Below are 25,019 nucleotides of genomic sequence, written 5' to 3'. Positions count from 1 at the left end.
TTTCTCCCTCTCGTTCGCGGTACGCGGGCAAGCATAGTTACCGCCGCGTAAATATATTGAACACTCGCAATGCCCTGCCCCCGGGTTAGCCCGTTCGGTCCGTTTTGCCACCCGATCGGCGGCGCATCTTCGACGGAGAAACAGCCGTTAGCGTGCAATGTGCCCAACTTGCTAAAAAGCGGTAAATCGGTGGTCCGCCGGACCCTGATCGTCGGGGTAGCCACGGTTGTGGTCGCGGCCGGTGGCGCCGCCCTCGCCGAGGTGGTCTCGCCCGACCCGGTGGCCTCCCCGTCGTTCAACGGCCCGGTGTACGCGGTCGCCTACCGCGGCGACACCGTCTACGTCGGCGGCAACTTCACCAGCGTGGCCGCGACCGGCAGTAAGGCGGTGGCCCGCACCCGCCTCGCCGCCTTCGACGCCCGCACCGGCGCGCTGCTGCCCTGGAACCCGAGCGCCGACGCCAACGTGCGCGCGCTGGCGGTGGACGGCGACGTGGTGTACGCGGCCGGCGACTTCGACGCGGTCAACGGCGAACCCCGGGACGCGGTGGCCGGCCTCGGCGCCGCCGACGCGAAGCTCACCCCGCTGCGGCACACCGTGCTCGGTCAGCCCAACGCGCTGGTGGCCCACCAGGGCCGGCTCTACGTGGGCGGCCGGATCACCGCGGTGGACGGCGTGCCGCGCTCCAATCTGGCCGCGTTCACGCTGGCCACCGGGGCCCTCGACCCGTGGGCGCCGACCACGGACGACACCGTGAACGCGCTGGCCGCCGCGAACAACCGGATCTACCTGGGCGGCCGGTTCCACCGCACCAACGGGGTCAGCTCGACGCTGCGGCTCACCGCGGTCGACCCGGCCACCGGCGTGCTCGACCGGGGCTTCGTGGCCAAGCCGGTGTCCCAGGTGTTCGCGCTGACCGCCGACCAGACCGGGGTCTATGCGGCGCTCGGCGGGCTCGGCGGTCGCGCGGTCGCGTACACCCCGGCCGGCGCCACCCGCTGGACCCGGGTCTTCGACGGCGACGCCCAGGCGATCGCGGTGCTGGCCGGCATCACCTACGTGGGCGGCCACTTCGACAAGGCGTGCACCACCACGAACAACGGGATCAAGGGCGTCTGCACCGACGGTTCGGTGGTGCGCGGCAAGCTGGCCGCCATCGACAGCCAGGGCAACCTGCTCGACTGGTCGCCGCAGGCCAACGGCGTGGCCGGCACCCGTCAGCTGGCGACCAGCGCGACCCTCGGGGCGATCAGCGCGGTCGGCGACTTCACCACGGTCGGCGGCGTGACCCGCAAGCGGTATGTGTCGTTCACCGGCGCTCGTTCCTTCGTGGAGAAAAAGGAGGCCGCCGGGCAGGTCGCCGCGTACAACTTCGACACCACCGTCGCGGACGGCACCTTCGACGACGGCTCGGGGCGCGGCAACCTGCTGCGCGCGGTCGTCCGCAACGGCGGGAAGATCACCTTTGCCAAGCGTGGGAACGGGCAGGCCATCACGTTCCCGGGCAAGTGCACCGGCGCCACCTGTCCGCGGCTGGTGCTCCAGGCGGCCGACTCGCCCGACCTGAACCCGGGGTCGCGGCCGCTGCGCTACGGTGCGGCCGTGCTGCTCACCGCGGCCGAGGCGGGCGGTGGCGAGAACGTCCTGCAGAAGGGCTACGCGAACGGCGGCGGGCAGTACAAGCTCCAGGTCGACGGGGTGTCCGGCAAGCCCAGTTGCGGGATCAGCGGCAAGACCGACACCACGGTGCACATCGCGCGCAGCCGGCAGTCGATCGCCGACGGCACCTGGCACACCATCGAGTGCCGGCGCACCGGGCCGACGCTGTCGATCCTGGTGGACGACCAGATCCAGGCGAGCGTGGCGATCCCGGAGGGGCTGTCGGTCGAGTCGGCGCAGCCGTTCAGCCTGGGTGGCAAGGGCGTGGGCGTGGACAACGACCAGTTCCACGGCAGCCTGGACGACGCCTGGGTGAGTATCGGCTGAGGGGTCAGCCGGCCGGCGTCGCCGCGACGTCGGCCGGCTCCTCCTCACCGCCGCCGCCACCGGGCCCGCTGTTGTCCTCACCCTGGTCCTCGCCGCCCGTGGTGGGCTCGGTGGGGGCGGGGGCCTGGGTGGTGGTCTGCGTCTGCTCGGGCTCCGTGGTGGCGGTCGTCGCGTCGTCGTCCGGCGGGGTGGTCGCCTGGGTCGCGGTCTGCGGCGCCGCCGGGCTGGGCGAGCGGCTCGGGGTGGCCGCGGGCGTGCCGCGGCGTTCGTTGTTCTCCTCGGTCCGCCGCTGCTGGCCGGTCGAGGTGGGCTTCACGGACGCCCCGGCGCTGGGCGGCAGGGTGGCCGACTCGGCCGGCTCGCCGCCCGGGAAGATGCCGCCCGGGTTGGCCAGGAACAGCACCGCGAAGCCGGTAGCGAGGATCGCCATCGCCAGCGTGGCGAGCAGCAGTTTCCGTTTGCGGCCGCCGCCGTCGAAGGTCTCGATGGCGGGCAGCACCGACGTACCGGTGCCGGGCGACGGCGCTCGGGCCGGCACCGTGGCGAGGATCGCGGTCGTGTCACCGACCGTGGTCATGGCGTTCTCCGCCGCGGCGGCCATCACGGCCGCGGACGAGAAGCGTTCCGCCGGATCCTTGGCCATCGCGGTCATCACCAGGGTGCGCACCGCCGGTGGCACGTCGTCCGGCAGCACCGGCGGCTCGTCCTGGACGTGCTGCAACGCCACCATGATCGGGCTTTCGCCGAGGAACGGCGGGTGCCCGGTCAGGCAGTGGTAGGCGACGCAGCCCAGCGCGTAGATGTCGGCCGACGGCCCGGTGGTCTCCTTGGACACCTGCTCGGGCGCGATGTAGAGGGCGGTCCCGACCACCTCCTTGGCGCCGGTCAGGGCCGCCGACTCGGATGACCGGGCCACCCCGAAGTCGACCAGCACCACGGTCCCGTCCGGCTGGATGATCAGGTTGCCCGGCTTCACGTCCCGGTGCACGATGCCGGCCTGGTGCGCGGCCTCCAGCGCCCGTCCGGCCTGCGCCACGATCGACATGGTCTCGGCCGGGGTGAGCCGGCCACGCTCGGCGATCCGGTGGTTGAGCGCCTCACCCTGGACGTGCGCCATCACGATGTACGCGTCCGGGCCGCTCTGCCCGTAGTCGTACACGTCGGCCACGCCCGGGTGGTGCAGGACCGCCATGGCCCGCGCCTCATGCTTGAACCGGGTCTGGAAGCCCGGATCGCCGGCCCTCTCCGCGTGCAACGTCTTCACCGCGACGTCGCGGCCGAGCACGGTGTCGGTGGCCTGCCAGACCTCGCCCATGCCGCCGGCCGCGATCCGGTCGTCCAGCCGGTAGCGGTCGCCGAGTACTTCTCCAGGGTGTGGCATGGCTACCCCACTACCCATCGGGCGCCCGCACTACGCCCCAGTTCAGCCGGGCCCCTGCTCAGCCGGTGAACCGCCCGGCCGCCGTACCCTCCAATCGGGAAGCCGGCACCCGCCGCCCGCAGACGATGAGCAGCAGATCCTGCGCGGCGCCGCGCAGCGGAGCCCCCGCCCCCATCCGGAAGTCCAGGTCAGTGGCCTCCAGCCGCACCCCCGACAGATCCACCCCGAAGTACCGCAGGTTCCTGCCGTCCGCCGCCGCCAGAATCATCCCGACCCGCTCCACCGGCGGCCGCCGCGCCACCCCGAGCGCCACCGAGATGTCCAGCCCGTGAATGAGATCGTGCGACAGCGCCCCCACCGGCCCACCCCCCGGCGGCTGCCACTGATGCGCCACGTTGTCCCGCAGCGACCCGAGCAACTCCGCATCACTGAACCGCCCGGTGTCCCGCCGAGCCACCCGGTCCGCCATCCGGTTGAAGTTCCCCCTGGCTCGAACCATCCCGCCGAGGAACTGAGGCAGCCCCATCCGATAGGGCATCGTGATGTGCGCCACGACCTCCCGAACCCGCCACCCCGCACACAGTGAGGGTGCCGCCCACTGCTCCGGCGTCAGCCCCGCCAGCATCTGCACCAGCTCCGTCCGCTCAGCCACCACCGCAGCCCGAACCTCGTCAGCCATCCCCGACCTCACTTCCGCGCCCCGCGTCTCGGCACGCCCGAGGTAAATACGAAGACAACCCCAAGAACTAATCGGAGATACGCGCGAAGGGCCCCCACCAGCAGCGGCGGCCCGCCGACGGTGCAGCGCCCGGGCCGTAGCCACTACCGCCCCGCCCGCGCCCGCCGGGCGGGCCCACGCCGAAAGCCGCCGCCCGCTCCCGCCCCGCCCCATTCCGACGGAAGGGCCGTTGCAACGTCCCGCCACCAAGCCGGGTCAAACTCGTCGATTTCGCATCATCCACCGACGCGGATTCCACATGACCGCCGCGTGGCGCCCTAAATGCGCGCTTTGTGGAGGTGAGAATCTCGGAATGTGAGACGCGAAATCTATCCAATGGGAGGGCATCCACGATGTGGGAGCCCTCCCGTTATATGGCCGCTAGTGCGCGGCGGTCGGTGGCGGCGGGCGGTCGCGGTGGCGGTCAGCCTATGTAGGCGAGGGCGAAACCCACCGTCGGGATGCCGAACAGGACTGACACCGCGGCCATTTTCGGGATGCTCGGGTTGCGGGTCAGCAGGGCATATCCGGCAATCAGGACCGGGACGGTGAACAGCTGGGGTACGAACGTCGAGCGGGGCACCACCGTGTCTGACCAGGCGCACAGCAGGGCGATCGCCAGGGCGGCCGACCACAGGGCCACGCCTAGCCACCAGGCCGGCCGCGCGCCGAAGCGGACCGCGAACGTGGTGTCGCCGGCGCCCGTGTCGGCGGCCAGGTCGGTGACCGTGGTGGGGACGTAGAGGGCGGCGGCGAACAGCAGGCCGATCAGGCCGAACTGCCACGGGAACTCCCACGGCGGCCGGGTGATCGCCCAGCCGGCGGCGGGGGACACCACGCCTACCACCAGGGCGTTCACCGCTACGTCCCAGCCGGGGCGGGTCTTCAGGCGCAGCGGCGGCACGCTGTAGGCCCAGCCGAGCAGCAGCACGCCCGCCACGCCCAGGACGAACAGCGGGCCGACGAAGAGGGCTACCAGGATGGCGGCCGCCGCGATGGCGCGGTACCAGACGCGCAGCCGCTGTTCGGTTACGGCGCCGGTGACCAGCGGGGCGGTGGCCTTGCGCGGGTTGGCCCGGTCGCTGCGCAGGTCGTGCAGGTCGTTCTGGGCCAGCACCGCGCCCCAGATCAGCGGGCCCAGCACCAGCAGCGCGGCCAGCGCTCTGGGCAGGTCTTCCGGGGCCGGCAGCCAGGCGTGGCCGGCCAGGACCGTGCCCAGATAGGCCGGCACCCAGGACACCGGCCAGAACCAGGGTCTCGATACCAGCACCAGCAGAGCCGTGGGTCGTTCCCGCACCGCCGTCATTCGACCATCATCGGCGGTGATCGCTGTGTCCGCCCTGAGAGGTCCCGGCGGTAGCATCCGGTGAGTGGCGTCCACTTCGTACGACGTGTTCCTCAGCTATCGGCGCAGTGACGCGGCGGCGGTCGAGCGGATCGCCGACCAGCTGGTGGCCGCGAGGGTGAAGCCCTTCCTGGACCGGTGGGAGCTGGTGCCGGGGGACGCCTGGCAGGAGGGGCTCGAGTCGGCGCTCGGGCGCAGCACCGTGTGTGCCGTGCTGATCGGGCCGCAGGGGCTCGGGCCGTGGCAGAACGAGGAACTGCGCAGCGCCATCGAGGAGCGGGTCAGCAGCCGGGGCTACCGGGTGATCCCGGTGTTCCTGCCGGGCACCGAGCCGAAACCGGAGAACCTGCCCCGGTTCCTGCGGCGGTACACGGCGTGCACCTTTGAGACGGCCGACGATCCGGAAGGTATGCGGCGGCTGCTGGCCGGCATCCGCGGCGAGGCGCCGGGACGCGGTGCGGCGGCCACGGCCGAGGCGCCCGGCCACGGTATGCCGGTCGCGACCGAAGGGCCGAAGATCCGGCCGGCGCTCGGCGTCGAGACGATCACCTGGCGGCGGTCGCGGGTCGTCGACGAGGCGCTCGACGCGTACCGGGCGGCGCCGATGCCGATCGTGCTGCACGGGCTCGCGGGGATGGGCAAGACCGTGGCGGCCTGCCACGTCGTCGAGGAACTGGTCGCCGAGGACGGCCGGGAGGTGGTCGCCGTGCCGGCCGCGCCGACGTCCGCGGCCGACAGCACCTGGGCGCTCGGCTTTCTGGCCCCGGGCACCGACAAGGGGCCGCTGCTCGACCTGCTGCGGGACCGGATCGCCGAGTACGCGAGCCGGGACGTGGTGCTGGTGCTCGACGGGCTGCGGCTGGCGCCCGGTGACTGGGCGGCGGCCGTGCTGGAGCAGCTCGCGGGCGGCTGCCGGGCGACCGTGGTGATCACGGCGGACCGGCGGCCCGAGCCGGTTCTGCCGTTGCACGCGGTCGCCGTGCCGCCGTTGAGCGAGGCCGAGAGCGTCGCTTTCATCGAGCATTACGCGCGGCTGTTCCGGCTCGATCTGGAGCCGGACCGGCTGGCCCGGGAGATCCGGCCCGCGCTTCTCTCGTACCCGATCTCGTTGCGGGCCCTGCTCGGCCTGGCCCGCACCACCCCGGCCAGCCTGCTGGCCGCCTCGCTGGCCCGGGCCGCGCCGCCCGACCTGGCCGCGGGACTGGTGGCCGGGCTCGACCCGGACGACCTGCGGATGCTCGCGCTCGCCGACGTGGTGGCCGGTGCGCCGGTGGCCGGCCTGCTGGCCGCGGCGGTGCCGCTGCCCGCGACGTTCGGCGAGTCGCTGGCCCGGCTGGTCGATCGCTGCCTGGTGCATCTGGTTGCGGACACCGTGGAGGTTCCGGCCCTCGTCGCTGACGCCATTGACCGTACGCATCCGGACGAGCGCGCCGGTGCGGTCGCCGAGGTGCGGGCCGCGCTCGCCGCGGCGGCCGCCGACCCCGGCTGCTCCGCCGACGTCCTGGCCGTGGTCTACGCGGCGGTCGTGGCCCGGGCCGCGGCCGATGAGGACTGGGAATCGGTCACCGGCCTGTGCACCGAGCCGCTGCTGGAACGGCTCAACCTGCACGGCCGCTGGAAGGAGTACCTGCTGTTGCTGCGCCTGCGGGTGACCGCGGCCGACCGGGCCGGCGTCACCGGCGACCGGATCGACTACCGGTTGCGGCTGATCCGCAAGCTCTCGCAGAGCCGCGACTTCTCCGGCGCCTGGGAGACCCTGCACGAGGTGGCCGGCGTCATCGACCGGTCCGCGCCGCAGCGCCGTGCCGAATATCTGAGCCACCGGGGTTTCCTCAACCACCTGGAGCGCGATGCCGAGGCGGCGCAGGCCGACCTGACCGAGGCACTCGAACTGCACCGGGCCAACGACAACGCGTACGGTCTCCTGATTGTTTTCAAGCTCCTCGGCCACCTGCACCTGGGCCGTCACGACTACGCGCTGGCCGCGCCGCCCTACCGGGAGGCGCTCGCGATCGCCGAGGAGATCGGCGACACCAAGCAGCGTCTGGAGATCGAGTCCAGTCTGGCCGTGTGCGAGTCGCACCTGGACGGAGCCGAGGTGGCTGAGCGGCGGCTACGCCGCGTCATCGAGGAACTGGAGGCGGGTGACTTCCGTCCGGAGCTAGCCCGTACGCTGCTCAACCTGACCGTCGTGCTGGAGAGCCAGGACCGGCTGGCCGAGGCGCGCGAGACGGCGCTGCGCGGCGCCCGGATCGCCACTCCGGACACGTCGATCACGGTGATTCTGGAGGCGATGGCCGACCGCATCAGCCGCCGGGTACCGGCGCTGGGCTACCGACGGACGGGAGGATCGTGATGGCGAAAAAGCACCCGATGGAGCGGCTGTTGCGGGATCGGGACCTTCCGGAGCGGCTGGTCCGCGCCGTGCTGGAGGTGTTGCCCGCCGCGCTCAGCGATCAGACCGCCTTCCTGCTGGCCGGCGCGATCCGCCAGTGGGACGACCGGAGCAACGCCATGCCCGCGGCGCTGACCGAGGGGTGGCAACAGGACGGCGGTGTGCCGGCCGAGCTCGACCGGCTCCGGGCAATGTTCCGGTACCGGCGGGAGCGGCAGCGCTACAAGTGGTTCTACGAGTCGGGCCAGGCCATGCGCGACTCGGAGGAGGAGTTGCGGTCGTTCTGGGTGACGACCGGACACGACGTCGCCGACCTGGACCGGTACATGGCCGGCGTGGACGCCGAATTCCCGGACATGTCCGCGGGCTGAACACGTGGTCAACGATGAACTGACCGGGCTGCTCGCCGATGCCCGCCGCGCCGTGCCGTTCTATCAGGACCGGATCCCGGAACCGCCGTTCGACCTGACGCGCGTGCCGATCCTGACCCGCCCGGAGATCCGCGTCGCGGCCGCCCGGCTGTGGTCCACCGAGGGTGACCCGCGCACCTGGAAGCGGATCCGCACCACCGGCACCACCGGCGAACCGCTGTCCGTCGTGCTCGACCCGTCGGCGCAGCGACAGGAACTGGGCGAGCTGGCCGAACTGCTGGACCGGACGCTCGGCCCGGAGACGGCCTGGGACGAACGCGACGTGCTGCACCTGACCCTGCACCGGTCGGCATCCTCGGTGGCCGTGCCGTCGCCCTGGTATCCGGGTGCGGTGCTGGCGAAGTGGAACCTCAGCCGGCTCTGGCAGTTGCCCGACGCCGACTTCCGCGCAGCGCTGAGCCGGCTCGACGGCCAGGTCGTCACGGCCATGCCATCCGTACTCGCGCTGCTGCTCGACCGGCTGCGGGGGATCGGCGGTCCGGCGCCCTCGCCGCTGGCCGTGGTGCTCTCCGGCGAGACGGTCGGCCCGGAGATCCGGCAGGCCGCGGCGGCCGGACTCACCACCCGGGTCTTGGCGACCTACACGCTCGCCGAGGCCGGTACCGCGGCGACGTCCTGCCCGGAGACCGGCGGATACCACCCGACCGGCAGCGTCGCGGTCGAGGTGGTGGACGGCGACATCCTGGTGACACCGCTGCTAAACCGGGCCATGCCGCTGATCCGCTACCGCACCGGCGACCGCGGCGAGTGGGCGGAGCCCGGGTGCGGGTGCGGCGAGCCGCTGCTGCGCCTGACCTCGACCCGGCCGGGCAACGTGACGATCGGCATCGCCGGCCGGCCGGTCAACCGGGTGGAGTTCGAGAAGCTGACCGCGGCGCTCGAGGTGGATGCCGTACGGGTGACCGGCGGCGACGACGGCGCGGTGGTGGAATACGCGGCGGCCGGGCCGCTGCCGGCCGCCGAGGGTGCGGTACTGGTCGCGGCCGTGCGCCGGGTGCTCGGGCGTCCGGTGCCGGTGCGCCTGCACCGCCTCGACAGCCTGGACGAGACAGCGCCGGTCGTGCCCCGCCCGTTCCAGCCGCCGGCCGTGCTCGCGACCGACGAGGTGACCGGGTGGCTGCGGGAGCGGCTGGCAGAGGTGCCCGGGGTGCTCTGGGCCAGCCTCACCGGTTCGTCGCTGGACCCCGCGGTGACCTCCCGGTTCAGCGACATCGACCTGACCGTGCTGGTGGCGGCCGACCCCTCGGCGCCGCGCTGGCGCAGCCTGGCCCGGCAGTTGCACGAGGGCCTGCCGACCCTGCGGGTGAACGTGACCACCGCCGCCGACCTGGCCGACTCGCCGCTGATCGCGGCCCGGCTGTGCGCCGAACGCCGGGTGGTGCTCGGCGCGGACTGCCCGATCGACTTCCCGGCACCGGAGGCCGCCGCCGCCGAGGCCCGGATGTGGGCGCAGAACGCCCGCGCGGTGCTGTGGACCCGCATCACCGACCCGAACCCGCCGGGCGCGGACGTGCTGCGCGAGGCATGGATGGCCACGAAGTTCGCGGTGGACGCGCTGCGCTACCAGGCCCTGCGCACGGGTGGCCGGGAGACCGGCGCCGCCCGGGTGCTCGACGAGGCCCAGCACTGGGGAGTGCCGGGCCTGCCGGCGGTGCGGGCGGCGGCCGAGGTGGCCCGGGAACACCGCCCGCCACCGGCGGATGTCGCGGCGGGCCGCCGCTATCTGGAAGCGGCCCTCGGCGTCGTGGACTGGCTGATCACGGGCCTGCGCGCGGCCTGAGCGGCCGGGCGGGCCCTGCGCGGGTGGGTTCAGCGCGGGTGGATTCAGCGCGGGTGGGTTCAGCGCGGGCTTGGCGCGGTCGCGCCGCGGCGAGGCAGCCAGAACGCGACCACCGCGCCCGCTCCCACGATGGCGGCGCCGACCAGGATCGCCGGGACCAGGCCGTCCACGAAGGACTGGCCGGAGGTGTAGCCGCCGTTCTCGCTGAAGACCGAGGCCAGCACCGCCACGCCCGCGGCGACGCCGAGTTCGCGGAGGGTGTTGTTGGCGCCGGAGGCTACGCCGCGCTGCTGTTCGGAGACGCTGGCCAGAGCCATCGTGCTGATCGGGGCGAAGGTCAGGCCCATGCCCACACCGGCCATCGCGAAGGCGATCGCCAGGTCGCCGTAGGCGACGCCGGTGGTGGTGGCCAGCGCCATCCAGGCGATCGCGGCGGCCAGCAGGATCTGGCCGGCCAGGATCAGGTTGCGCTGGCCGATGCGGTCGCCGAAGATGCCGGCCAGCGGGGCCACCACCATCGGGGCCATCGTCCACGGCAGCGTGCGCAGGCCGCTCTCCAGCGGGCTCAGGCCCTGCACCACCTGGAAGAACTGGGCCAGCAGGAACACCGCGCCGAAGGTGCCGGCCGAGAAGGTCAGCGTGACGATGTTGACCAGGGTGAAACCGCGCGAGCGGAACAGCGACAGCGGCAGCATCGGGGTGCGGTTGCGGGCCTGCCAGGCCACGAACGCGACCATCAGGACGGCACCCACGGTCAGCATGGTCACCACCCGGGCCGACGTCCAGCCGTGGTCGGGACCGTCCACCACGCCCCAGACCAGCAGGAGCATGCCGGACGCGGAGAGCAGCAGGCCGAGCGGGTCGAGCCGGCGGGCGCCACCGCGGGACTCGTCCAGCACGGTGGCGGCCAGGGCGATGGCCACCACGCCGATCGGGACGTTCAGCCAGAAGATCCAGTGCCAGTCCAGGCCCTCGACCACGGCGCCGCCGACCACCGGGCCGACCGCCACGCCCAGGCCGCTGATGCCGCCCCAGGCTCCGACCGCGGCCGTCCGCAGGTGATCGGGTACGGCCTGGGCCAGCAGCGTGAGCGCGAGTGGTGCGACGGCGGCACCGCCCAGGCCCTGCGCCGCGCGGGCCGCGGTCAGCTGCCACGGCTCGGCGGCCAGCGCGGCGGCGGCCGAGGCCAGGGTGAAGACCACGAGACCGGCCAGGAACATCCGGCGGCGGCCGATCCGGTCGCCGAGCGCGGCGGCGGTCAGCAGGAAGGCGGCGAACGGCAGCGTGTACGCGTTCACGAACCACTGGAGGTCGGCCAGCGACGCGCCCAGGTCGGTGCGGATCACCGGCAGCGCGGTGCTCACCACCAGGTTGTCCAGCGTGACCATGAAGGTCGGGATGCCCACGGCGGCCAGCACCGCGCCGAGCGGGCGGGTGCGCCCCGCGGCGGGCGGCGGCTTGACGGCGGTTGCGGTCACAGGTCTGCTCCCCTAGTTGTTATCGACTGATAACCATGAGCCGTACGTTAGTTATTGACTGATAACCTGTCAACCATGACCCGCACCCGCCTCACCGCTGAGGAACGCCACGAACAACTCGTGGCCGCCGCCGTCACCGCGTTCAGCCACGGCGGTTATGCCGGCACCACGACCGATCAGGTCGCCCGCCTGGCCGGCGTCTCCCAGCCGTACGTGATCCGGATCTTCCGCACCAAGCAGGAGCTCTTCATTGCCGCGGTCAACCACGCCAGCGGCCGGATCGAGCAGACGTTCCGGCAGGCGGCCGAGCGCGAGGCGTCGCTGACCAGCCTGGGTCACGCGTACGACGAACTGCTCGCCGAGCGGGAGCTGATCACCCTGCTGCTGCACGGCTTCACGGCCAGCGCCGAGGAGGCCATCGGCGAACCGGTGCGGGCCTGCTTCGGCCGGATCTATCAGACCGTGGGCGAGCTGACCGGGGCCTCAGCCGAGGAACTGCGCGACTTCTTCGCGGTCGGGATGCTGCTCACCTGCCTGGGCGCGATGCGGGTGATCGGGCCCGACCCGGTACCGCCGACGCCCTGGATCCAGAGCATGCTGTCGGCGTTCGAGAAACACTGATCAGACGTTGTGCCGGGTGTACGCGGGCGGTCGCCAGCCCAGCATCGCCTCGGTCATCCGCACCGCGTCGACCACGGCCCGCACGTCGTGCACCCGGACGATCCGGGCCCCGCGCAGCACCCAGAACACCACGGTGGCCAGCGTGCCGGCCAGCCGGTCGTGCTGCGCGGCGTCCAGGGTCTCGCCGATGAAGTCTTTGTTGCTGGTGGCGGCCAGCAGCGGGTATCCGATCGCGGCGATCTCGTCGAGCCGCCGGGTCAGCTCCAGCGTGTGCAGAGTGTTCTTGTTGAGGTCGGGGCCGGGGTCGACGATGATCTGATCGGGCCGCACCCCGCGTTCGAGCGCCAGCGCCACCCGCTCCCGCAGGAACGCCGCCACCTCGGCGGTCACGTCGTCGTAGCGCGGGCTCGGCCACAGCGTGCGCGGCGGTGCCAGGCTGTGTGTGATCACCAGCTGGGCGCCGGTGCCGGCCACCGCGTCGGCCATCGCCGGGTCACGCAGGCCGGACGTGTCGTTGATGACTCCGGCGCCGGCCCGGATCACCTCGCGGGCCACCTCGGGCCGGAACGTGTCGACCGAGACCACGGCCAGGTCGCGCGCCTTTTCGACCACCGGCAGCACCCGGTCGATCTCCTCGGCCGCGGTGACCTCCGGGCCGGGCGCGAACGGCACGCCGCCGACGTCGATCCAGTCGGCACCGGCCTCGGCCGCCGCGGCGACCGCCGCCAGGGCCCGGTCCAGGGCGTACGTGCTGCCCCGGTCGTGGAACGAATCGGGAGTCCGGTTGACGATCGCCATCACGGCGACCCGGCGCGAGAAATCGAATTTGCGCCCACCGACGACTCTTGTAGCGTTTTGTTCGCCCACGGTTCGGGAGGGTAACAGGCTGCTCGAGGGGGATCTGGTGAACCGCGGACCGGCCCGCTACCTGCTCTGGCTGGTCGTCCGGCAATGGCCGCGCATCCTGCTCGGCACCCTGCTCGGCACCACCTCGATGCTCAGTTTCGTCTCCGCCCCGTACATCATCGGCGCGGCCGTCGACGAGGGACTCCGGGCCCACGACCGGCGCGCGCTGGCCGGCTGGGCCGCGCTGCTGCTCGGTATCGCCGGGGTGAACGCGGTGCTCGGCCTCTTCCGGCACCGCACCATGACCAAGATCCGGCTGGACGCCGGCTACCGCACCATCCGGCTGGTGCTGAGCCGCACCGTCGAACTGGGCGCGGCGCTGCCCCGGCGGATCACCGCCGGCGAGGTGGTGACGATCGGCGTCGGCGACGTGTGGGTGATCGCGCGCGGCCTCACCGTCACCGGGCCCGGGGTCGGAGCACTGATCGGGTACGGGGTGGTAGCCGTGCTCCTGGTGCGGATCTCGCCGCTGCTGGCCACCGTGGTGTTGGCCGGCGCGCCGGTGATCGCGCTGGTGGTGGGGCCGCTGCTCGGCTCGATGCAGCGGGCCGGCGACCGGTATCGCGGGCACGCCGGCGAGCTCAACGGCCAGTTGGTCGACGTCGTCGGTGGCCTGCGGCTGCTCAACGGGCTCGGCGGCAAGGACGCGCACGCCGCCCGCTACCGGCGGGGCTCCGCCGAGGTGTGCGCGTCCGGCAACCGGCTGGCCGGCGCGGCCAGCTGGGTGCACGCCTCCGGCACCGGGATACCCGCGCTGTTCCTCGGCGTGGTCACCTGGCTGGCCGCGCACCAGGCCGTCCGCGGCGAGATCACGATCGGTGAGCTCACGGCGGTTTTCGGGTACGCGGCGGCGCTGGTGCTGCCGGTGCGGATCCTGATCGACACGGGCAACGACGCCAGCCGGGCGCTGGTCGCCGCGCGCCGGGTGACCAACCTGCTCGCGGTCACACCGGAGCCGTTGCACGGCCGGGACGCGCCGACCGGGCCGGCCTCGCTGCACGACCCCTCGTCCGGGGTGACCGTCGAGCCGGGACTGATCACGGCGGTGGCCGGTGCCGGCGCGGCCGCGGTGGTCGACCGGCTGGGGCGGTACGGAAACACGGACGCCACCTGGAACGGCGACCGGCTCGACGAGATCGCCAAGGCCGCGATCCGGGACCGGATCCTGGTGGCGGACAACGAGGCGCACCTGTTTCCCGGGCCGCTCGCCGAGGTGGTGGCGGGCCGGTCGGTGCTGGACGAGGACGCCGTCCGGCACGCGCTGGACGTGGCGGTGGCACATGACGTGGCGGCCGAGGTGACGGCCGGCGGGCGCAACCTGTCGGGCGGCCAGCGGCAGCGGGTGCGGCTGGCGCGGGCCCTCTATCAGGACCCCGAGATGCTGCTGGCGGTGGAACCCACGTCGGCGGTGGACGCGCACACCGAGGCGGCGATCGCGGAGCGGCTGACCTCGGCGCGGCGCGGCCGGGCGACCCTGATCGCGACGACGTCGCCGGTGCTGCTGGACCGCGCGGACGTGGTGCATTACCTGCACGACGGCCGGGTGGTGGCCAGCGGCACGCACCGGTCTCTGCTGACGGACGAGCCGGGATACCGCGCGCTCGTCTCGCGCCGCACGTGAGCGGGGTGCTGCCGGTCGCGGGGCCGGGGGAGGTGCGCGAGGCCTATCGGCGGCTGCTGCGCGCGGAGAAGCCGGCGGTCGGGGTGATCGTGGGGCTCAACGTGCTGGCTACCGGGGCCGGGCTGGCGGCGCCCTGGCTGCTGGGGCGGATCGTGGACGGGATTGCGGCCGGTGGGCCGCACACCGACGTGCTGGCGCTGGGAATCGTCGCGGCCACGGTGGCCGAGGTGCTGTTCACCCGGTTCGCGTTGCGGTCGGCGCTGCGGTTCGGGGAGCGGACCGCGGGGCGGATCCGGGAGGAGTTCGTCGACCGGGTGCTCGACCTGCCGGCGTCGGTGGCCGAGCGGGTCCCGGCCGGCGACCTGGCGGCGCGCGGTACCGGCGACGTGAGCGCGATCGCGAGCACCATGAGCTACGCGCTGCCGCAGGTGTTCATCGCCAGCCTGCGAGTGGTGTTTCTGCTGGTGGCGGTGGTCTTGGTGGCACCCGTTGCGGGTGGCGCGGGCCTGCTCGCGCTGGCCGGGATCGGGGTGGCGCTGCGCTGGTACCTGCGCCGCGGCCGGCCCGCCTACCTGGCCGAGGGGGAGGCCAACTCGCTGATCGCCGACGAGTTGGGGGCGACCGTCGAGGGTGCCCGGACCGTGGAGGCGCTCGGGCTGGCGGCGCGGCGGCTGGACTCCGGCGGGGCCGCGGTGGAGCAGGGGCGGCTCACCCGGCTGCGCACGCTGTTCCTGCGTAACGTGCTGTTCCCGGTGGCCGAGGCGTCGTACGGCGCGCCGGTCGCGGTGGCGCTGTTCGTCGGCGGGTTGCTGTATTTCGAAGGCGCGCTGTCGCTGGGGGCGGTGGTGGCGACGGTGTTCTATCTTCGGCAGCTGGACGGGCCGATGAACACGATCCTGGTCTGGGTGGAGTCGTTGCAGGCCAGCGCGGCCTCGTTCGCGCGGGTCGAGGGGATCGCGGCGGTACCGCGGCCCGAGGTGTGCGACCCGGGCCGGCCGGTGGACGAGCGGATCGTGGTGTCGGACGTGCGGTACGCGTACGCGGGCGGGCCCGACGTGCTGCGCGGCGTCGATCTCGAGGTGCGGCCGGGGGAGCGGCTCGCCGTGGTCGGGCTGTCGGGAGCCGGCAAGACGACGCTGGGGCGGCTGCTCGCGGGGGTGGACCGGCCGCGCGCCGGGACGGTCACGGTCGGCGGTGTGCCGGTGGCCGACCTGCCGCCGGACGAGCTGCGCCGGCACGTCGTGCTGGTCACCCAGGAGCACCACGTGTTCCGGATGTCGTTGCGGGACAACCTGATGAGCGCGGCGCCGGACCCGGAACTGCGGGCGGCGCTGCGGACCGTCGGTGCCGACTGGGCCGGCGACCTGGACCGGGATCTGGGCGAGGATCCGCTCGACGGTGCCCAGGCCCAGCAGCTGGCGCTGGCCCGGGTGATCCTGGCCGACCCGCACACGGTGATCCTGGACGAGGCGACCGCGCTGCTCGACCCGCGGACGGCCCGGGCCGCCGAGCGGGCGCTGGCCGCGGTGCTGCACGAGCGGACGGTGATCGCGATCGCGCACCGGTTGCAGACCGCGCACGACGCCGACCGGGTGGCCGTGATGGACGCCGGCCGGATCGTCGAGCTCGGCACGCATGACGAGCTGGTGGTGCGGGACGGCCCGTATGCGGCGCTGTGGCGCCGCTGGCACACCTGACCGGTTTCGGCCGCGGCCTGGCTCTGGTCGAGCAGGCGTGCACGGGCCGCCGCCCGGCTTTCAGTGGTCGCGCGTTACTCCAAAGGTTTGTCGGGGGTTGTCGCGGGAACCGCAAACTCATGCAGATCGGGTACAAGCTGGCGGCGGAGGCGTTCGGGCCCAAGGAGCTGATCCGGCAGGGCGTGCGGGCCGAGCAGGCCGGGTTCGACTTCGTCGAGATCAGTGATCACTACCATCCGTGGCTGGACGTGCAGGGTCACTCTCCGTTCGCCTGGTCGGTCCTCGGCGCCATTGCGGCCCGCACCGAGCGGCTGCGGCTGGCGACCGGCGTGACCTGCCCGAGCGTGCGGTACCACCCGGCGATCATCGCGCAGGCCGCGGCGACGCTCGCGATCATCTCCGATGACCGCTTCACGCTGGGTGTCGGCTCGGGCGAGCGGCTCAACGAGCATGTGGTGGGTCAGGGCTTTCCGGCCGTACGCGAGCGCCAGGCGCGCCTGGCCGAGGCGCTGGACATCATCAACCTTCTGTGGCAGGGCGGTTATCAGTCGTACGAGGGCACTTACCTGCGGCTGGAGGACGCGCGGGTGTTCGATCTGCCGCCGAAGCTGCCGGCCATCGCGGTGGCGGCCGGCGGGAAGCAGGCGGCGGAACTGGCCGCGACGCACGGATCCGGGCTGTTCGCCACCGAACCGCGGGCCGACCTGGTCGAGACGTTCGAGGCGGCCGGCGGGTCCGGGCCGAAATATGCCGAGATCCCGGTGGCCTGGGCGCCCTCGGCCGAGGACGCTGTCCGCGAGGCACACCGGACGACGCGGTGGGCGGTGACCGGCTGGAAGGTGATGGCGGAGCTGCCCAATCCGGTCAACTTCGAGGCCGCGGCGGCGACCGTGCGGCCCGAGGACGTGGCGGACAAGTTCGTCGTCGGGCCGGAGCCGCAGCCGTACCTGGAGGCGATCCGTACGCACGTGGCGGCCGGTTACGACCACATCGTGCTGATGAACTGCGGGCCCGACCCGGACGGGTTCTTCGACTTCTACACCAAGGAGATCCGCGGGGCGGTCAGCTGAGCACCGCCAGGATCACCGGTGTCGGCTGGTCCGGCCAGGTGCCGGTGAGCGCGAGCGGGCCGGCGGCCGGCTCCGCGGTGAGCACCCGGCGGACCTCGATGCGGGCGGTCGTGGTGACCGCGACCGCCGGGTCACCGTCCTGCACGCGCACCAGCTGGCCGGTCGGCTTCGGCGCCTCGGCCCAGCCGGTGCCGCGCACCGACATGAGCGGGTCGCGGCGCTGCGGGCCGGCGTCACCCTCGATGTACTCCTCGGCCTCGGTGCCACCGGTGTTGATAGCGGTGGCCAGGCAGGCCAGGTAGACCGGGTCGCCGACCGCGTCATAGACCCACCGGGTGCCCAGGACCGAGTGCTCGAGCGTGCCGATCAGGTAGTAGTCGGCCTCGTCCAGCGGCGCGCCGCGGTAGGTGAGCGGGACGTGCAGCAGCGGGCCGTCCGTGGCGCGCACCACCAGCATCTCGATGCCCACCTCGCCGTCCGGGTCGTCGAACCGGCACGCGCCGAGCCGGTCCAGGTCCGGCGGCTGCTTGGCGCCGGGGTACCACGGGCGGGTGGGCAACCAACCCTCCAGCAGCTCCAGTTTGGTAGGGGTGAGCGTGGCCTGGTGGATAGTCGCCATGGGCGGACTCTAGCGATACGCACCGGTGCGGGACGACTACCCTTGGTCCGCTGGTGGTCTTGAGCACATTTACGCTTATCGATTTATTGCCCGGGGCGCCGCACCCATCCACCGTTGCGCATGTTTGCAGGCTATCGCCTGAACGGCCGGGCCATGATTCGCTCCACAGTGGATACCCGCAGGTCGGCGCCCGGCTAGCGTCGATGGCCATGAGCCGGCCGTTACGCGTGCTCCTCGTCTCGTCCAGCGGCGGGGTCCTGCTGGATCTGCTGGCGCTGCGCCCCTGGTGGCGGCGGCACTCGACCGCGTGGGTCGCGGTGCGGGCCGCCGACACGGTCGTCGCGCTGGCCGATCAGCGGGTGGTCTGGCAGTCCGAACCCGCCGGTCCCCGCGCGGTGTGGGGGACCGTCCGGGCGCTCCGCCCCGACGTGATCGTCTCGGCCGGGCGGGGACTGGCGCTGCGCTACTTCCTGGCCGGACGCCTGCTGGGAGTGCGCACGGTCTGGCTGGAGACGCTGCCGCAGACGACGGACGTGCGCGGCTCGGCCCGGCTGTGCGCCCGGCTGGCCCACACCGTGCTGGTGCAGCGGCCGTCGCGGCTCTCTGCGTATTCCGGCGCGGTGCTGGTCGGCGAGCTGTACTGATGGCGCGCATTCTGGTCACGGTCGGCATGACCATGCGGCCGTTCGACCGCCTGGTGTCGGCGATCGCCCCGCTGTGCGCATACCACGACATTTTCGTGCAGACCGGCTCGTCCTCGGTGGTGCCGCCCTGCCCGCACGACGGCTTCGTGCCGCTGGACGAGATGCAGCGGCGGTTGGCGGACGCCGACCTGGTGATCACGCACGCGGGCGGCACGGTGCGGCTGGTGCAGAGGTTGAGCGGGGTGCCGATCGTGGTGCCCCGGCGGCGGGAACTGGGGGAGTGTGCCAGCTCCCGGCAGGTGGATTACCTGCGGGCGGAGGAGCGGGTGGGGCTGGTGCGGGCGGTCTGGGAGGTGGCGGCGTTGGCGGCGGAGCTGGCGGCGGCGGTGGCTTCGCACGGGGAGGAGGCGGGTCGGTTGCGGTCCGCTCGGGTGGTGCCGCCGGCCGTCTCCGATGCGGAACTGATCGCCACGATGGACCGGGTTTGTGGAGGGTTGGGCTGAAGTCGGCTCATTGGGCCGCGCCGGCTCGCGCCGGCTGCATTGTTGCGGGCGTGCATGTTTGCAGGCGGCCGGCGGTCAGGTGCAGGGTGCGGTCCACGCGGTCCAGGCCCTCGGTGCGGTGGGTTAGCAGCAGCACGGTGCGGCCGGTGGTGGCGGTCAGCAGGTCGGCCATCAGCGCCTCGGCGGTCGGGGCGTCGAGGCCCTCGGTCGGCTCGTCGAGTATCAGCAGTTCGGGGTCGGCCAGCAGGGCGCGCGCGGTGGCGAAGCGGCGGGCCTGACCACCCGACATGGTGCTTCCGCCGGTGCCGAGCCAGGAGTTGAGGCCGTACGGGAGACCGGCCAGCCAGCCGTCCAGACGCACCCGGGCCAGCGCAGCGCGGAGTTCGGGGTCGGTGGCGGTGGGGCGGGCCAGGCGGAGGTTTTCCCGTACGGTCGAGGCGAAAATGTGGCCGGTGTCGTCGCCCACCAGGACGATGCGGCCACGGACCGCGGTCTCGGGGAACGATCGCAGGTCCCGGCCGCCCGCGGTGAGGTGGCCGGCGCGCGGGTCGAGCAGCCGGGCCAGGACGGCGCCCAGGGTGGACTTGCCGGAACCGGAACGACCGACCACCGCGACCCGGGAGCCGGCCGGCAGGTCGAGGTCGAGATCGCGCAGCACCGGCGGGCGCGCCGGATCCCAGCCGGCGCTCAGGCCGCGTACCGAAATCGTCCCCAGGTCTGTCTTTGGGTTGTGGGACGTCGACGGGAACCCCACGGCCGGCGGCTCGGTGGTGAGGGCGGCGATGCGGTGGGCGGCGCCGGCGGCTCGGCGGCGGGCTACGGCGGCGTCGGGAAGGGTGAGGGCTGGTTCGCCCAGGGCTACCACGGCCAGCAGCACCACGGCCGTCCATTCCGGGGTCAGAACGGCGGCCTGCTGGAGGGCGTAAGCGGTGCCCGCCACGGCCACGCCCCACCCCAGGTGCGCCAGCGCGGCGGCCCGGCCCGCGGCGTGCGCGGCCCGGGATTCGAGGCGGGCGAGGGTTCGGCTGCGGCGTTCGGGGACCTCGGTGCCGGGGAGTTCCTCGAGGCCGGCGACGGTCTCCACCATGGCGTCGCGCAGGCGAGCCCGGGCCGTGGCGGTTCCGGCGTCCTCGCGGGCGGCCTGCCGTGCGGCCATGGCGGGTGCCAGGACGGCGGTGATCAGCAGCCCGGCGGTCAGCGGCAGTGCGGTCGCCGGCGCGATCCAGACGGCGACCGTGGCGGTCACGATCAGCGTGGTGGCCGCGGCCAGGACCGGGAGCAGCCCGCGGAGCAGGCCGTCGATCTTGGCGTCCACGTCGTCGACTATCCGGGTGAGCAGGTCGCCGCGACGGCGGAGGTGAGGGCCGGGCAGGCGCGGGATCAGGGCCGCGTAGACCCCGGACCGGCGCCTGCCCAGATTCGCGAACGCCACGTCGTGCGCCAGGAGCCTTTCGAGGTAGCGCAGCAGGGGGCGAGCGACGGCGCTGCCCCGGACCAGGACGACCGCCGCGGAGAGCGTGAGTACCGGGGGCATCGAGGCGGCACGGACCAGCAGCCAGGCAGCGGCACCGGTGAGGAGGAGGGCGGCGAGGTTGGAGGCGCTCCCGAGTAGGACGGCGGCCCAGGGGCGCCGCCACGCCGACCACCGTTGCGGGGCGGGGGCGTCACGCGCGGCCGTTTCGCCTGACATATCCGAAATATCGTGGGATTGGGGCGGTGAAATGCCGGACGGCGGCGGCGCGGTGGGATGTGGAGGAGGGGTGGGGGTTGGCGGCCCGGTCGGGAGTGGGGTGTGGGTTGGCGGCGCGGAGGGAGGGGCGGGAGGCGGCGGCTGGGTTGGTTGCTCGGTGTGGCGCGGTGGGCTGGCGTGCCGGGGCGGATGGAGGGTTACCGCGCGGTCGGCGGCTGCCAGCAAGGCCGGGCGGTGGGCCACCACCAGGATTGCGGAACCCGCCTGGGCCGCGGCGCGCAAGTGGGTGATGACGCGGCGTTCGGTGGTGGGGTCCAGGTGGGCGGTGGGTTCGTCGAGGAGGAGGGTGGCCGGGGTCCGGGTGGCGCGGTGGAGCAGGGCGGCCAGGGCCAGGCGCTGTCGTTGGCCGGCGGAGATGCCGGTGCCGTGTTCGCCGAGGGGCGTGGTGGCGGGCAGGTCGATGTCGAGCGCTGCCAGCGCCGCGGTGATCTCGGTGGCCGGGGTGCCGGGCTCGAAGGCGTCGGCGACGGTTCGGGCGTGTGGCAGGGTGGGGCGCTGGGGCAGATAGAGCGGGTGGCCTGCCGTGAAGGTGCCGGCCGCGGCGGGGTGCAGGCCGGACAGCACCCGCAGCGCCGTGGTCTTGCCGGCGCCGGACGGGCCGCGCAACGCGACGATCTCGCCGGGGCGGACCGTCAGGGCGGGCAGGGCGAGCGCATCGGTGGTCGCTTCCGGATACCGGGCCCGCAGGCCGGCCACGACGACGCCGGGCCCTTCGACCGGGGCGGCAAAGCCGCTTGCCGCCGGCTGCAGGATCTCGTCCACGTCCGCGATGGCGGCCGCCGCGGCCGTTGACGCGTGGTAGCGGGCCGCCATCTCGCGCAGTGGCCGGTACGCCTCCGGGGCCAGCAGGATCACCAGCAGGGCGGGAGCCAGCGACATGGTGCCCGCCGCGACCCGCAGGCCGGCCTCCACCGCGATCAGGCCGACCGACAGCGTCCCCACCAGGTCCAGGGCCGTCGACGACAGGAACGCCACCCGCAGGACCCGCAGCGTCGCCGAGCGGTGCTGGTCGGTCAGGTCGGCCACGACGGCGGTCTGCCGGGACGCCCGGCCGAAGATGCGCAGCGTCGGCAAGCCCTGCACCACGTCCAGGAAGTGGCCGGCCAACCTCGCGTCCGCCTGCCAGCGCCGCCGGGCGCTCGCCTCGGTCGCCCAGCCGATCAGGGCGCCCAGCACCGGGATCAGCGGCAGCGTCAGCAGGGTGATCAGGGCCGACGCCGGGTCCACCACCGCCATCGCCAGCACTACCAGTGGCGGCAGCAGCACGCCTAGGACCAGCGACGGCAGGTAGCCGCCGAACCACGGGCGCAGGGCGTCCAGGCCGGTGGTGAGCACCGTGGTCAGGCGGCCGGGGCCGAAGTTCGCCACCCAGGCGGGGCCGCGGCGGGGGAGGGCGCGCAGCAGCGACCGGCGGAGCTCGTCGGTGACGCGGGCGGCGGTGCGGCGGGCGACCACCTGTTCGGTCCAGGCCAGCGCGGCGCGGACCACGGCCGCCGCCAGGAGCAGCCCCAACGCCCACCCGGAGCCGTCGCCGACCAGGACGCTCAGCGCGACCGCCACCGCCAGAGTGGCCGTGGCCTGGCCGGCGCCGGTCAGCGCCAGCGCGGCGATGCCGGCGCGGCTGGTCCGGGCGTGCCGCAGCAGCCGGGGATCGACCGGGCGGGTCACGTGGGCACCCGCTCGCTGGCCACCCGGCGCCGGAAGACGAAGTAGGAGTACGCCTGGTAGACGAGCACGCCGGGCAGGATGAGCACCCCGGCGTACGTGATCAGCGTCAGCGCACCGGGCGTCGCGGCCGCGTTGTGCATGGTCAGCGACCACGCCGGGTCCAGGGTGCTGGGCAGGACGACCCGGCCGTTGGCGGTGAAGACGGCCACCACGCCGGTGGTCACCCCGGCCGCGGTGACCGCGAACGCCAGCGCCTCCCGGCCGTAGCGGGACAGCAGGCCGGTCGCGAAGGCCAGCACCGCCACGGCCAGGACCACCCGCGAACCGGTTCCGATGCCGGCGAGCACCAGGCCGGCCGCGCCGCCGGCGCCCAGCCACCGCGCCAGGTGACGGGCCCGGCGGCGGACCGGGCCGCTCGTGCGCAGGCTGAGGAAGGTTGCGCCGAGCAGCACCGCGGCAAAGAAGGCGGCCAGCGCGCCGAGGGCGGCGGCCGGCGTGAGCAGCGGGGTGAGGCTGCGGGACAGGCCGTCGCCCTGGACCGCGCCGTCGGGACCCAGCGCGAGGCCGCGTACGAACACCGCCAGCAGAGCGCCCCAGAGCAGCACGATGGCGGCCGACGACGCCGACAGGGCCAGGTCGCAGCGGCGGCGCCAGGAAACGCCGTCGCCCTTGCCGCGGAACTCCAGGGCCACGCCGCGGATCGCCAGCATCAGCAGCAGCGCGGCCATCGGGAGGTAGAGCCCGGACAGCAGCGCCGCGTACCAGGCGGGGAAGGCGGCGAAGGTGACGCCGACCGCGGCCACCAGCCAGACCTCGTTGCCGTCCCAGAACGGGCCGATCGTGCGGATGGCGGCGCCGCGTTCGTGGTCGTCGCGGCCGAGCAGCGGGGCGAGCACCCCGACCCCGAAGTCAAAACCTTCCAGAACGAAGAACAACACCCAGGCGAGTACGACGACGGCGAACCAGAACGTGACCATCGGGTGCTCCTCAGTAGACGGGGGCGGGCTCAGCGGTCTCGGGAAGCTGGCTTGGCTGCCGGGCCAGGTGCCGGACCAGGCGGAACCAGACGACCGCGAGAATCCCGTAGACGATCGTGAAACCGGCCAGCGAGGCGATGACCTCGGCACTGGTCAGGGTGGGCGAGATGCCCTGCTCGACGGTCGAGAGGCCGAACGCGATCCACGGCTGCCGGGCGGTCTCGGTGAAAATCCAGCCGAGCGAGTTGGCGGCGGTGGGCAGCAGCGGGATCAGCGGCAGCCAGCGCAGCAGCCACGGCGGCGCGGAACGGTCGCGGCGGGTGCGCCACAGGTAGACGGCGGCAACCGCGGCGGCCAGCATGCCGAGGCCGATCATCAGGCGGAACGACCAGAACGCGACCGGGATCATCGGCACGTAGCTGCCGGGACCGAACTCCGCGGCGTACCGGGCCTGCAGGTCGTTGATGCCCTCGACGGTGGCTCCGGGTGAGCCCTTGGCCAGGATCGAGAGCAGCCAGGGCACCTCCAGCGATAACTCGGGCAGCGGGTCGCCGGTGGCGAACAGCGAGAACGGCGCGCCGCTGGTGGTCGCGTACAGGGCCTCGGCGGCGGCCATCTTCATCGGCTGCACCTCGGTGATCACCTTGCCGAGGTGGTCGCCGGTCAGCGCGGTGGCCGCCCCGCCGGCCAGCATGATCCAGGCGCCGAGCTTGGCCAGGGTGCGGTTGTCCGGGGAGAACGGGCGCCACACCGCGATGGCCAACAGCAGCGCGCCGCCGACCATGGCCGCGCCGGAGAGGGTGTGCGGGAAGGCGGCCAGGTTGACCTTGTTGAGCATCAGGTCGGCGAACGAGGTCAGACGCGCCCGGCCGGTGACCGGGTCCAACTCGTACGCGATCGGGTTTTGCATGAAGCTGTTGGCCGCCAGGATGATGAACGCCGACAGCATCGTGCCGACGGCCACCACGACGATCGTCGCCGTGTGCAGCAGCCGCGGCAGGCGGTCGCGGCCGAAATACCAGAGCGCCAGGAACGTGGCCTCCAGGAAGAACGCGAGCATGCCCTCGATCGCCAGGGTCGGCCCGAACACGTCGCCGTAGAAGGTGGCGAACGCGCTCCAGCCCATGCCGAACTGGAACTCCTGCACGAGCCCGGTTACCACGCCGACCGCGAACGTGACGATCAGCAGCTTGCCGACGAACGTGACCAGGCGCAGGTAGCGCTCGTTGCGGGTGCGCTGCCAGGCGATCTCGAGGCCGGCGCAGGTCACGGCCAGGCTGATCGACAGCGGCACGAAGAAGTAGTGGTAGATGGTGACCACGGCGAATTGGAGCCGGGTCAGGTCGAGCACGTCCAAGGCAAAACCCCCGATCCTGTACGACGCTGCGTAGTAGATACTACGCCGTGTAGTACGACCCATGTAGTACTA

The 25,019-nt window shown here is 73.2% G+C and carries 19 protein-coding genes; 10 read left to right on the top strand and 9 right to left on the bottom strand.

Going from position 1 to position 25,019, the window contains the following annotated elements; all coding sequences use genetic code 11:
* Positions 1-189: 189 nt before the first annotated feature.
* Positions 190-1,986 (top strand): LamG domain-containing protein, encoded by a 1,797-nt coding sequence (locus tag Ari01nite_RS12600; RefSeq protein ID WP_239162697.1) that lies wholly within the window; start codon positions 190-192, stop codon positions 1,984-1,986.
* A gap of 4 nt (positions 1,987-1,990) precedes the next feature.
* On the opposite strand, the gene Ari01nite_RS12595 is transcribed toward Ari01nite_RS12600, so the two are convergent.
* The 3 genes from Ari01nite_RS12595 to Ari01nite_RS12585 form a co-directional block, all read right to left on the bottom strand.
* The gene (locus Ari01nite_RS12595) at positions 1,991-3,367 is read right to left on the bottom strand and encodes a serine/threonine-protein kinase (RefSeq protein WP_203781371.1); all 1,377 of its coding nucleotides are present in this window, start codon (positions 3,365-3,367) and stop codon (positions 1,991-1,993) included.
* Between the two features lie 58 nt (positions 3,368-3,425).
* Positions 3,426-4,046 carry a maleylpyruvate isomerase family mycothiol-dependent enzyme gene (locus Ari01nite_RS12590; RefSeq protein ID WP_203781370.1) on the bottom strand — a complete coding sequence of 207 codons (621 nt, stop codon included), beginning with the start codon at positions 4,044-4,046 and terminating at the stop codon, positions 3,426-3,428.
* A gap of 463 nt (positions 4,047-4,509) precedes the next feature.
* Positions 4,510-5,391, bottom strand: a complete 882-nt coding sequence (locus Ari01nite_RS12585; protein ID WP_203781369.1) for a UbiA prenyltransferase family protein — start codon at positions 5,389-5,391, stop codon at positions 4,510-4,512.
* A gap of 64 nt (positions 5,392-5,455) precedes the next feature.
* Between Ari01nite_RS12585 and Ari01nite_RS12580 the strand changes: the two genes are divergently transcribed.
* The 3 genes from Ari01nite_RS12580 to Ari01nite_RS12570 are packed head-to-tail and all read left to right on the top strand — an operon-like array spanning position 5,456 to position 10,036.
* The gene (locus Ari01nite_RS12580) at positions 5,456-7,786 is read left to right on the top strand and encodes a TIR domain-containing protein (RefSeq protein WP_203781368.1); all 2,331 of its coding nucleotides are present in this window, start codon (positions 5,456-5,458) and stop codon (positions 7,784-7,786) included.
* Positions 7,786-8,196 carry a hypothetical protein gene (locus Ari01nite_RS12575; RefSeq protein WP_203781367.1) on the top strand — a complete coding sequence of 137 codons (411 nt, stop codon included), beginning with the start codon at positions 7,786-7,788 and terminating at the stop codon, positions 8,194-8,196. The genes Ari01nite_RS12580 and Ari01nite_RS12575 overlap by 1 nt, the downstream gene beginning before the upstream one ends.
* A gap of 4 nt (positions 8,197-8,200) precedes the next feature.
* Positions 8,201-10,036: a phenylacetate--CoA ligase family protein gene (locus Ari01nite_RS12570; protein ID WP_203781366.1), complete on the top strand. Its 1,836-nt coding sequence runs from the start codon at positions 8,201-8,203 to the stop codon at positions 10,034-10,036.
* Between the two features lie 59 nt (positions 10,037-10,095).
* Here the strand turns inward: Ari01nite_RS12570 and Ari01nite_RS12565 are convergent, their stop codons facing one another.
* Positions 10,096-11,514, bottom strand: a complete 1,419-nt coding sequence (locus tag Ari01nite_RS12565; protein ID WP_203781365.1) for a DHA2 family efflux MFS transporter permease subunit — start codon at positions 11,512-11,514, stop codon at positions 10,096-10,098.
* Between the two features lie 75 nt (positions 11,515-11,589).
* Between Ari01nite_RS12565 and Ari01nite_RS12560 the strand changes: the two genes are divergently transcribed.
* Positions 11,590-12,135: a TetR/AcrR family transcriptional regulator gene (locus Ari01nite_RS12560; protein ID WP_203781364.1), complete on the top strand. Its 546-nt coding sequence runs from the start codon at positions 11,590-11,592 to the stop codon at positions 12,133-12,135.
* Here the strand turns inward: Ari01nite_RS12560 and folP are convergent, their stop codons facing one another.
* Positions 12,136-12,933, bottom strand: coding sequence for a dihydropteroate synthase (folP, locus tag Ari01nite_RS12555; RefSeq protein ID WP_203781363.1), 798 nt, complete (start codon positions 12,931-12,933; stop codon positions 12,136-12,138).
* Between the two features lie 163 nt (positions 12,934-13,096).
* On the opposite strand from folP, the gene Ari01nite_RS12550 reads away from it, so the two are divergent.
* From Ari01nite_RS12550 to Ari01nite_RS12540, 3 genes are all read left to right on the top strand, one after another.
* The gene (locus tag Ari01nite_RS12550) at positions 13,097-14,662 is read left to right on the top strand and encodes an ABC transporter transmembrane domain-containing protein (RefSeq protein WP_203781412.1); all 1,566 of its coding nucleotides are present in this window, start codon (positions 13,097-13,099) and stop codon (positions 14,660-14,662) included.
* Positions 14,659-16,359, top strand: coding sequence for an ABC transporter ATP-binding protein (locus Ari01nite_RS12545; protein ID WP_203781362.1), 1,701 nt, complete (start codon positions 14,659-14,661; stop codon positions 16,357-16,359). Before Ari01nite_RS12550 ends, Ari01nite_RS12545 begins: the two co-directional genes overlap by 4 nt.
* Positions 16,360-16,478: 119 nt before the next feature.
* On the top strand, positions 16,479-17,429 hold the full coding sequence (locus Ari01nite_RS12540; RefSeq protein WP_203781361.1) for a TIGR03557 family F420-dependent LLM class oxidoreductase: 951 nt from the start codon (positions 16,479-16,481) through the stop codon (positions 17,427-17,429).
* Here the strand turns inward: Ari01nite_RS12540 and Ari01nite_RS12535 are convergent.
* Positions 17,422-18,048 (bottom strand): CG0192-related protein, encoded by a 627-nt coding sequence (locus Ari01nite_RS12535; protein ID WP_203781360.1) that lies wholly within the window; start codon positions 18,046-18,048, stop codon positions 17,422-17,424. The genes Ari01nite_RS12540 and Ari01nite_RS12535 overlap by 8 nt on opposite strands.
* A 209-nt stretch (positions 18,049-18,257) precedes the next feature.
* Here Ari01nite_RS12535 and Ari01nite_RS12530 point away from each other — a divergent pair, with 209 nt between their 5' ends.
* Both Ari01nite_RS12530 and Ari01nite_RS12525 read left to right on the top strand, forming a co-directional pair.
* A complete protein-coding gene (locus tag Ari01nite_RS12530) occupies positions 18,258-18,692 on the top strand; it encodes a hypothetical protein (protein ID WP_203781359.1) in 435 nt (144 codons plus the stop codon).
* The gene (locus Ari01nite_RS12525) at positions 18,692-19,195 is read left to right on the top strand and encodes a hypothetical protein (protein WP_203781358.1); all 504 of its coding nucleotides are present in this window, start codon (positions 18,692-18,694) and stop codon (positions 19,193-19,195) included. The genes Ari01nite_RS12530 and Ari01nite_RS12525 overlap by 1 nt, the downstream gene beginning before the upstream one ends.
* 7 nt (positions 19,196-19,202) lie before the next feature.
* Here Ari01nite_RS12525 and cydC read toward each other — a convergent pair whose 3' ends face one another.
* From cydC to Ari01nite_RS12510, 3 genes are read right to left on the bottom strand one after another with little or no spacing between them, the layout of a single operon-like run.
* Positions 19,203-22,613 carry a thiol reductant ABC exporter subunit CydC gene (gene cydC / locus Ari01nite_RS50865; protein ID WP_203781357.1) on the bottom strand — a complete coding sequence of 1,137 codons (3,411 nt, stop codon included), beginning with the start codon at positions 22,611-22,613 and terminating at the stop codon, positions 19,203-19,205.
* On the bottom strand, positions 22,610-23,590 hold the full coding sequence (gene cydB / locus Ari01nite_RS12515; RefSeq protein WP_203781356.1) for a cytochrome d ubiquinol oxidase subunit II: 981 nt from the start codon (positions 23,588-23,590) through the stop codon (positions 22,610-22,612). Before cydB ends, cydC begins: the two co-directional genes overlap by 4 nt.
* Positions 23,591-23,600: 10 nt before the next feature.
* Positions 23,601-24,947: a cytochrome ubiquinol oxidase subunit I gene (locus tag Ari01nite_RS12510; protein WP_203781355.1), complete on the bottom strand. Its 1,347-nt coding sequence runs from the start codon at positions 24,945-24,947 to the stop codon at positions 23,601-23,603.
* Positions 24,948-25,019: the final 72 nt, after the last annotated feature.

The organism is Paractinoplanes rishiriensis, assembly GCF_016862375.1.
Taxonomy (GTDB): domain Bacteria; phylum Actinomycetota; class Actinomycetes; order Mycobacteriales; family Micromonosporaceae; genus Actinoplanes; species Actinoplanes rishiriensis.
The sequence above is the reverse complement of the archived record's forward strand: the minus strand, read 5'-3'. Positions and strand labels throughout refer to the sequence as shown.

What these genes read in the sequence shown, in the direction of transcription:
- cydB (WP_203781356.1), bottom strand. Translation starts at nt 23,590, where the DNA reads ATGGTCACGTTCTGGTTCGCCGTCGTCGTACTCGCCTGGGTGTTGTTC.
- Ari01nite_RS12535 (WP_203781360.1), bottom strand. Translation starts at nt 18,048, where the DNA reads ATGGCGACTATCCACCAGGCCACGCTCACCCCTACCAAACTGGAGCTG.
- Ari01nite_RS12525 (WP_203781358.1), top strand. Translation starts at nt 18,692, where the DNA reads ATGGCGCGCATTCTGGTCACGGTCGGCATGACCATGCGGCCGTTCGAC.
- Ari01nite_RS12585 (WP_203781369.1), bottom strand. Translation starts at nt 5,391, where the DNA reads ATGACGGCGGTGCGGGAACGACCCACGGCTCTGCTGGTGCTGGTATCG.
- Ari01nite_RS12575 (WP_203781367.1), top strand. Translation starts at nt 7,786, where the DNA reads ATGGCGAAAAAGCACCCGATGGAGCGGCTGTTGCGGGATCGGGACCTT.
- Ari01nite_RS12560 (WP_203781364.1), top strand. Translation starts at nt 11,590, where the DNA reads ATGACCCGCACCCGCCTCACCGCTGAGGAACGCCACGAACAACTCGTG.
- Ari01nite_RS12540 (WP_203781361.1), top strand. Translation starts at nt 16,479, where the DNA reads ATGCAGATCGGGTACAAGCTGGCGGCGGAGGCGTTCGGGCCCAAGGAG.
- folP (WP_203781363.1), bottom strand. Translation starts at nt 12,933, where the DNA reads ATGGCGATCGTCAACCGGACTCCCGATTCGTTCCACGACCGGGGCAGC.
- Ari01nite_RS12530 (WP_203781359.1), top strand. Translation starts at nt 18,258, where the DNA reads ATGAGCCGGCCGTTACGCGTGCTCCTCGTCTCGTCCAGCGGCGGGGTC.
- Ari01nite_RS12590 (WP_203781370.1), bottom strand. Translation starts at nt 4,046, where the DNA reads ATGGCTGACGAGGTTCGGGCTGCGGTGGTGGCTGAGCGGACGGAGCTG.
- Ari01nite_RS12595 (WP_203781371.1), bottom strand. Translation starts at nt 3,367, where the DNA reads ATGCCACACCCTGGAGAAGTACTCGGCGACCGCTACCGGCTGGACGAC.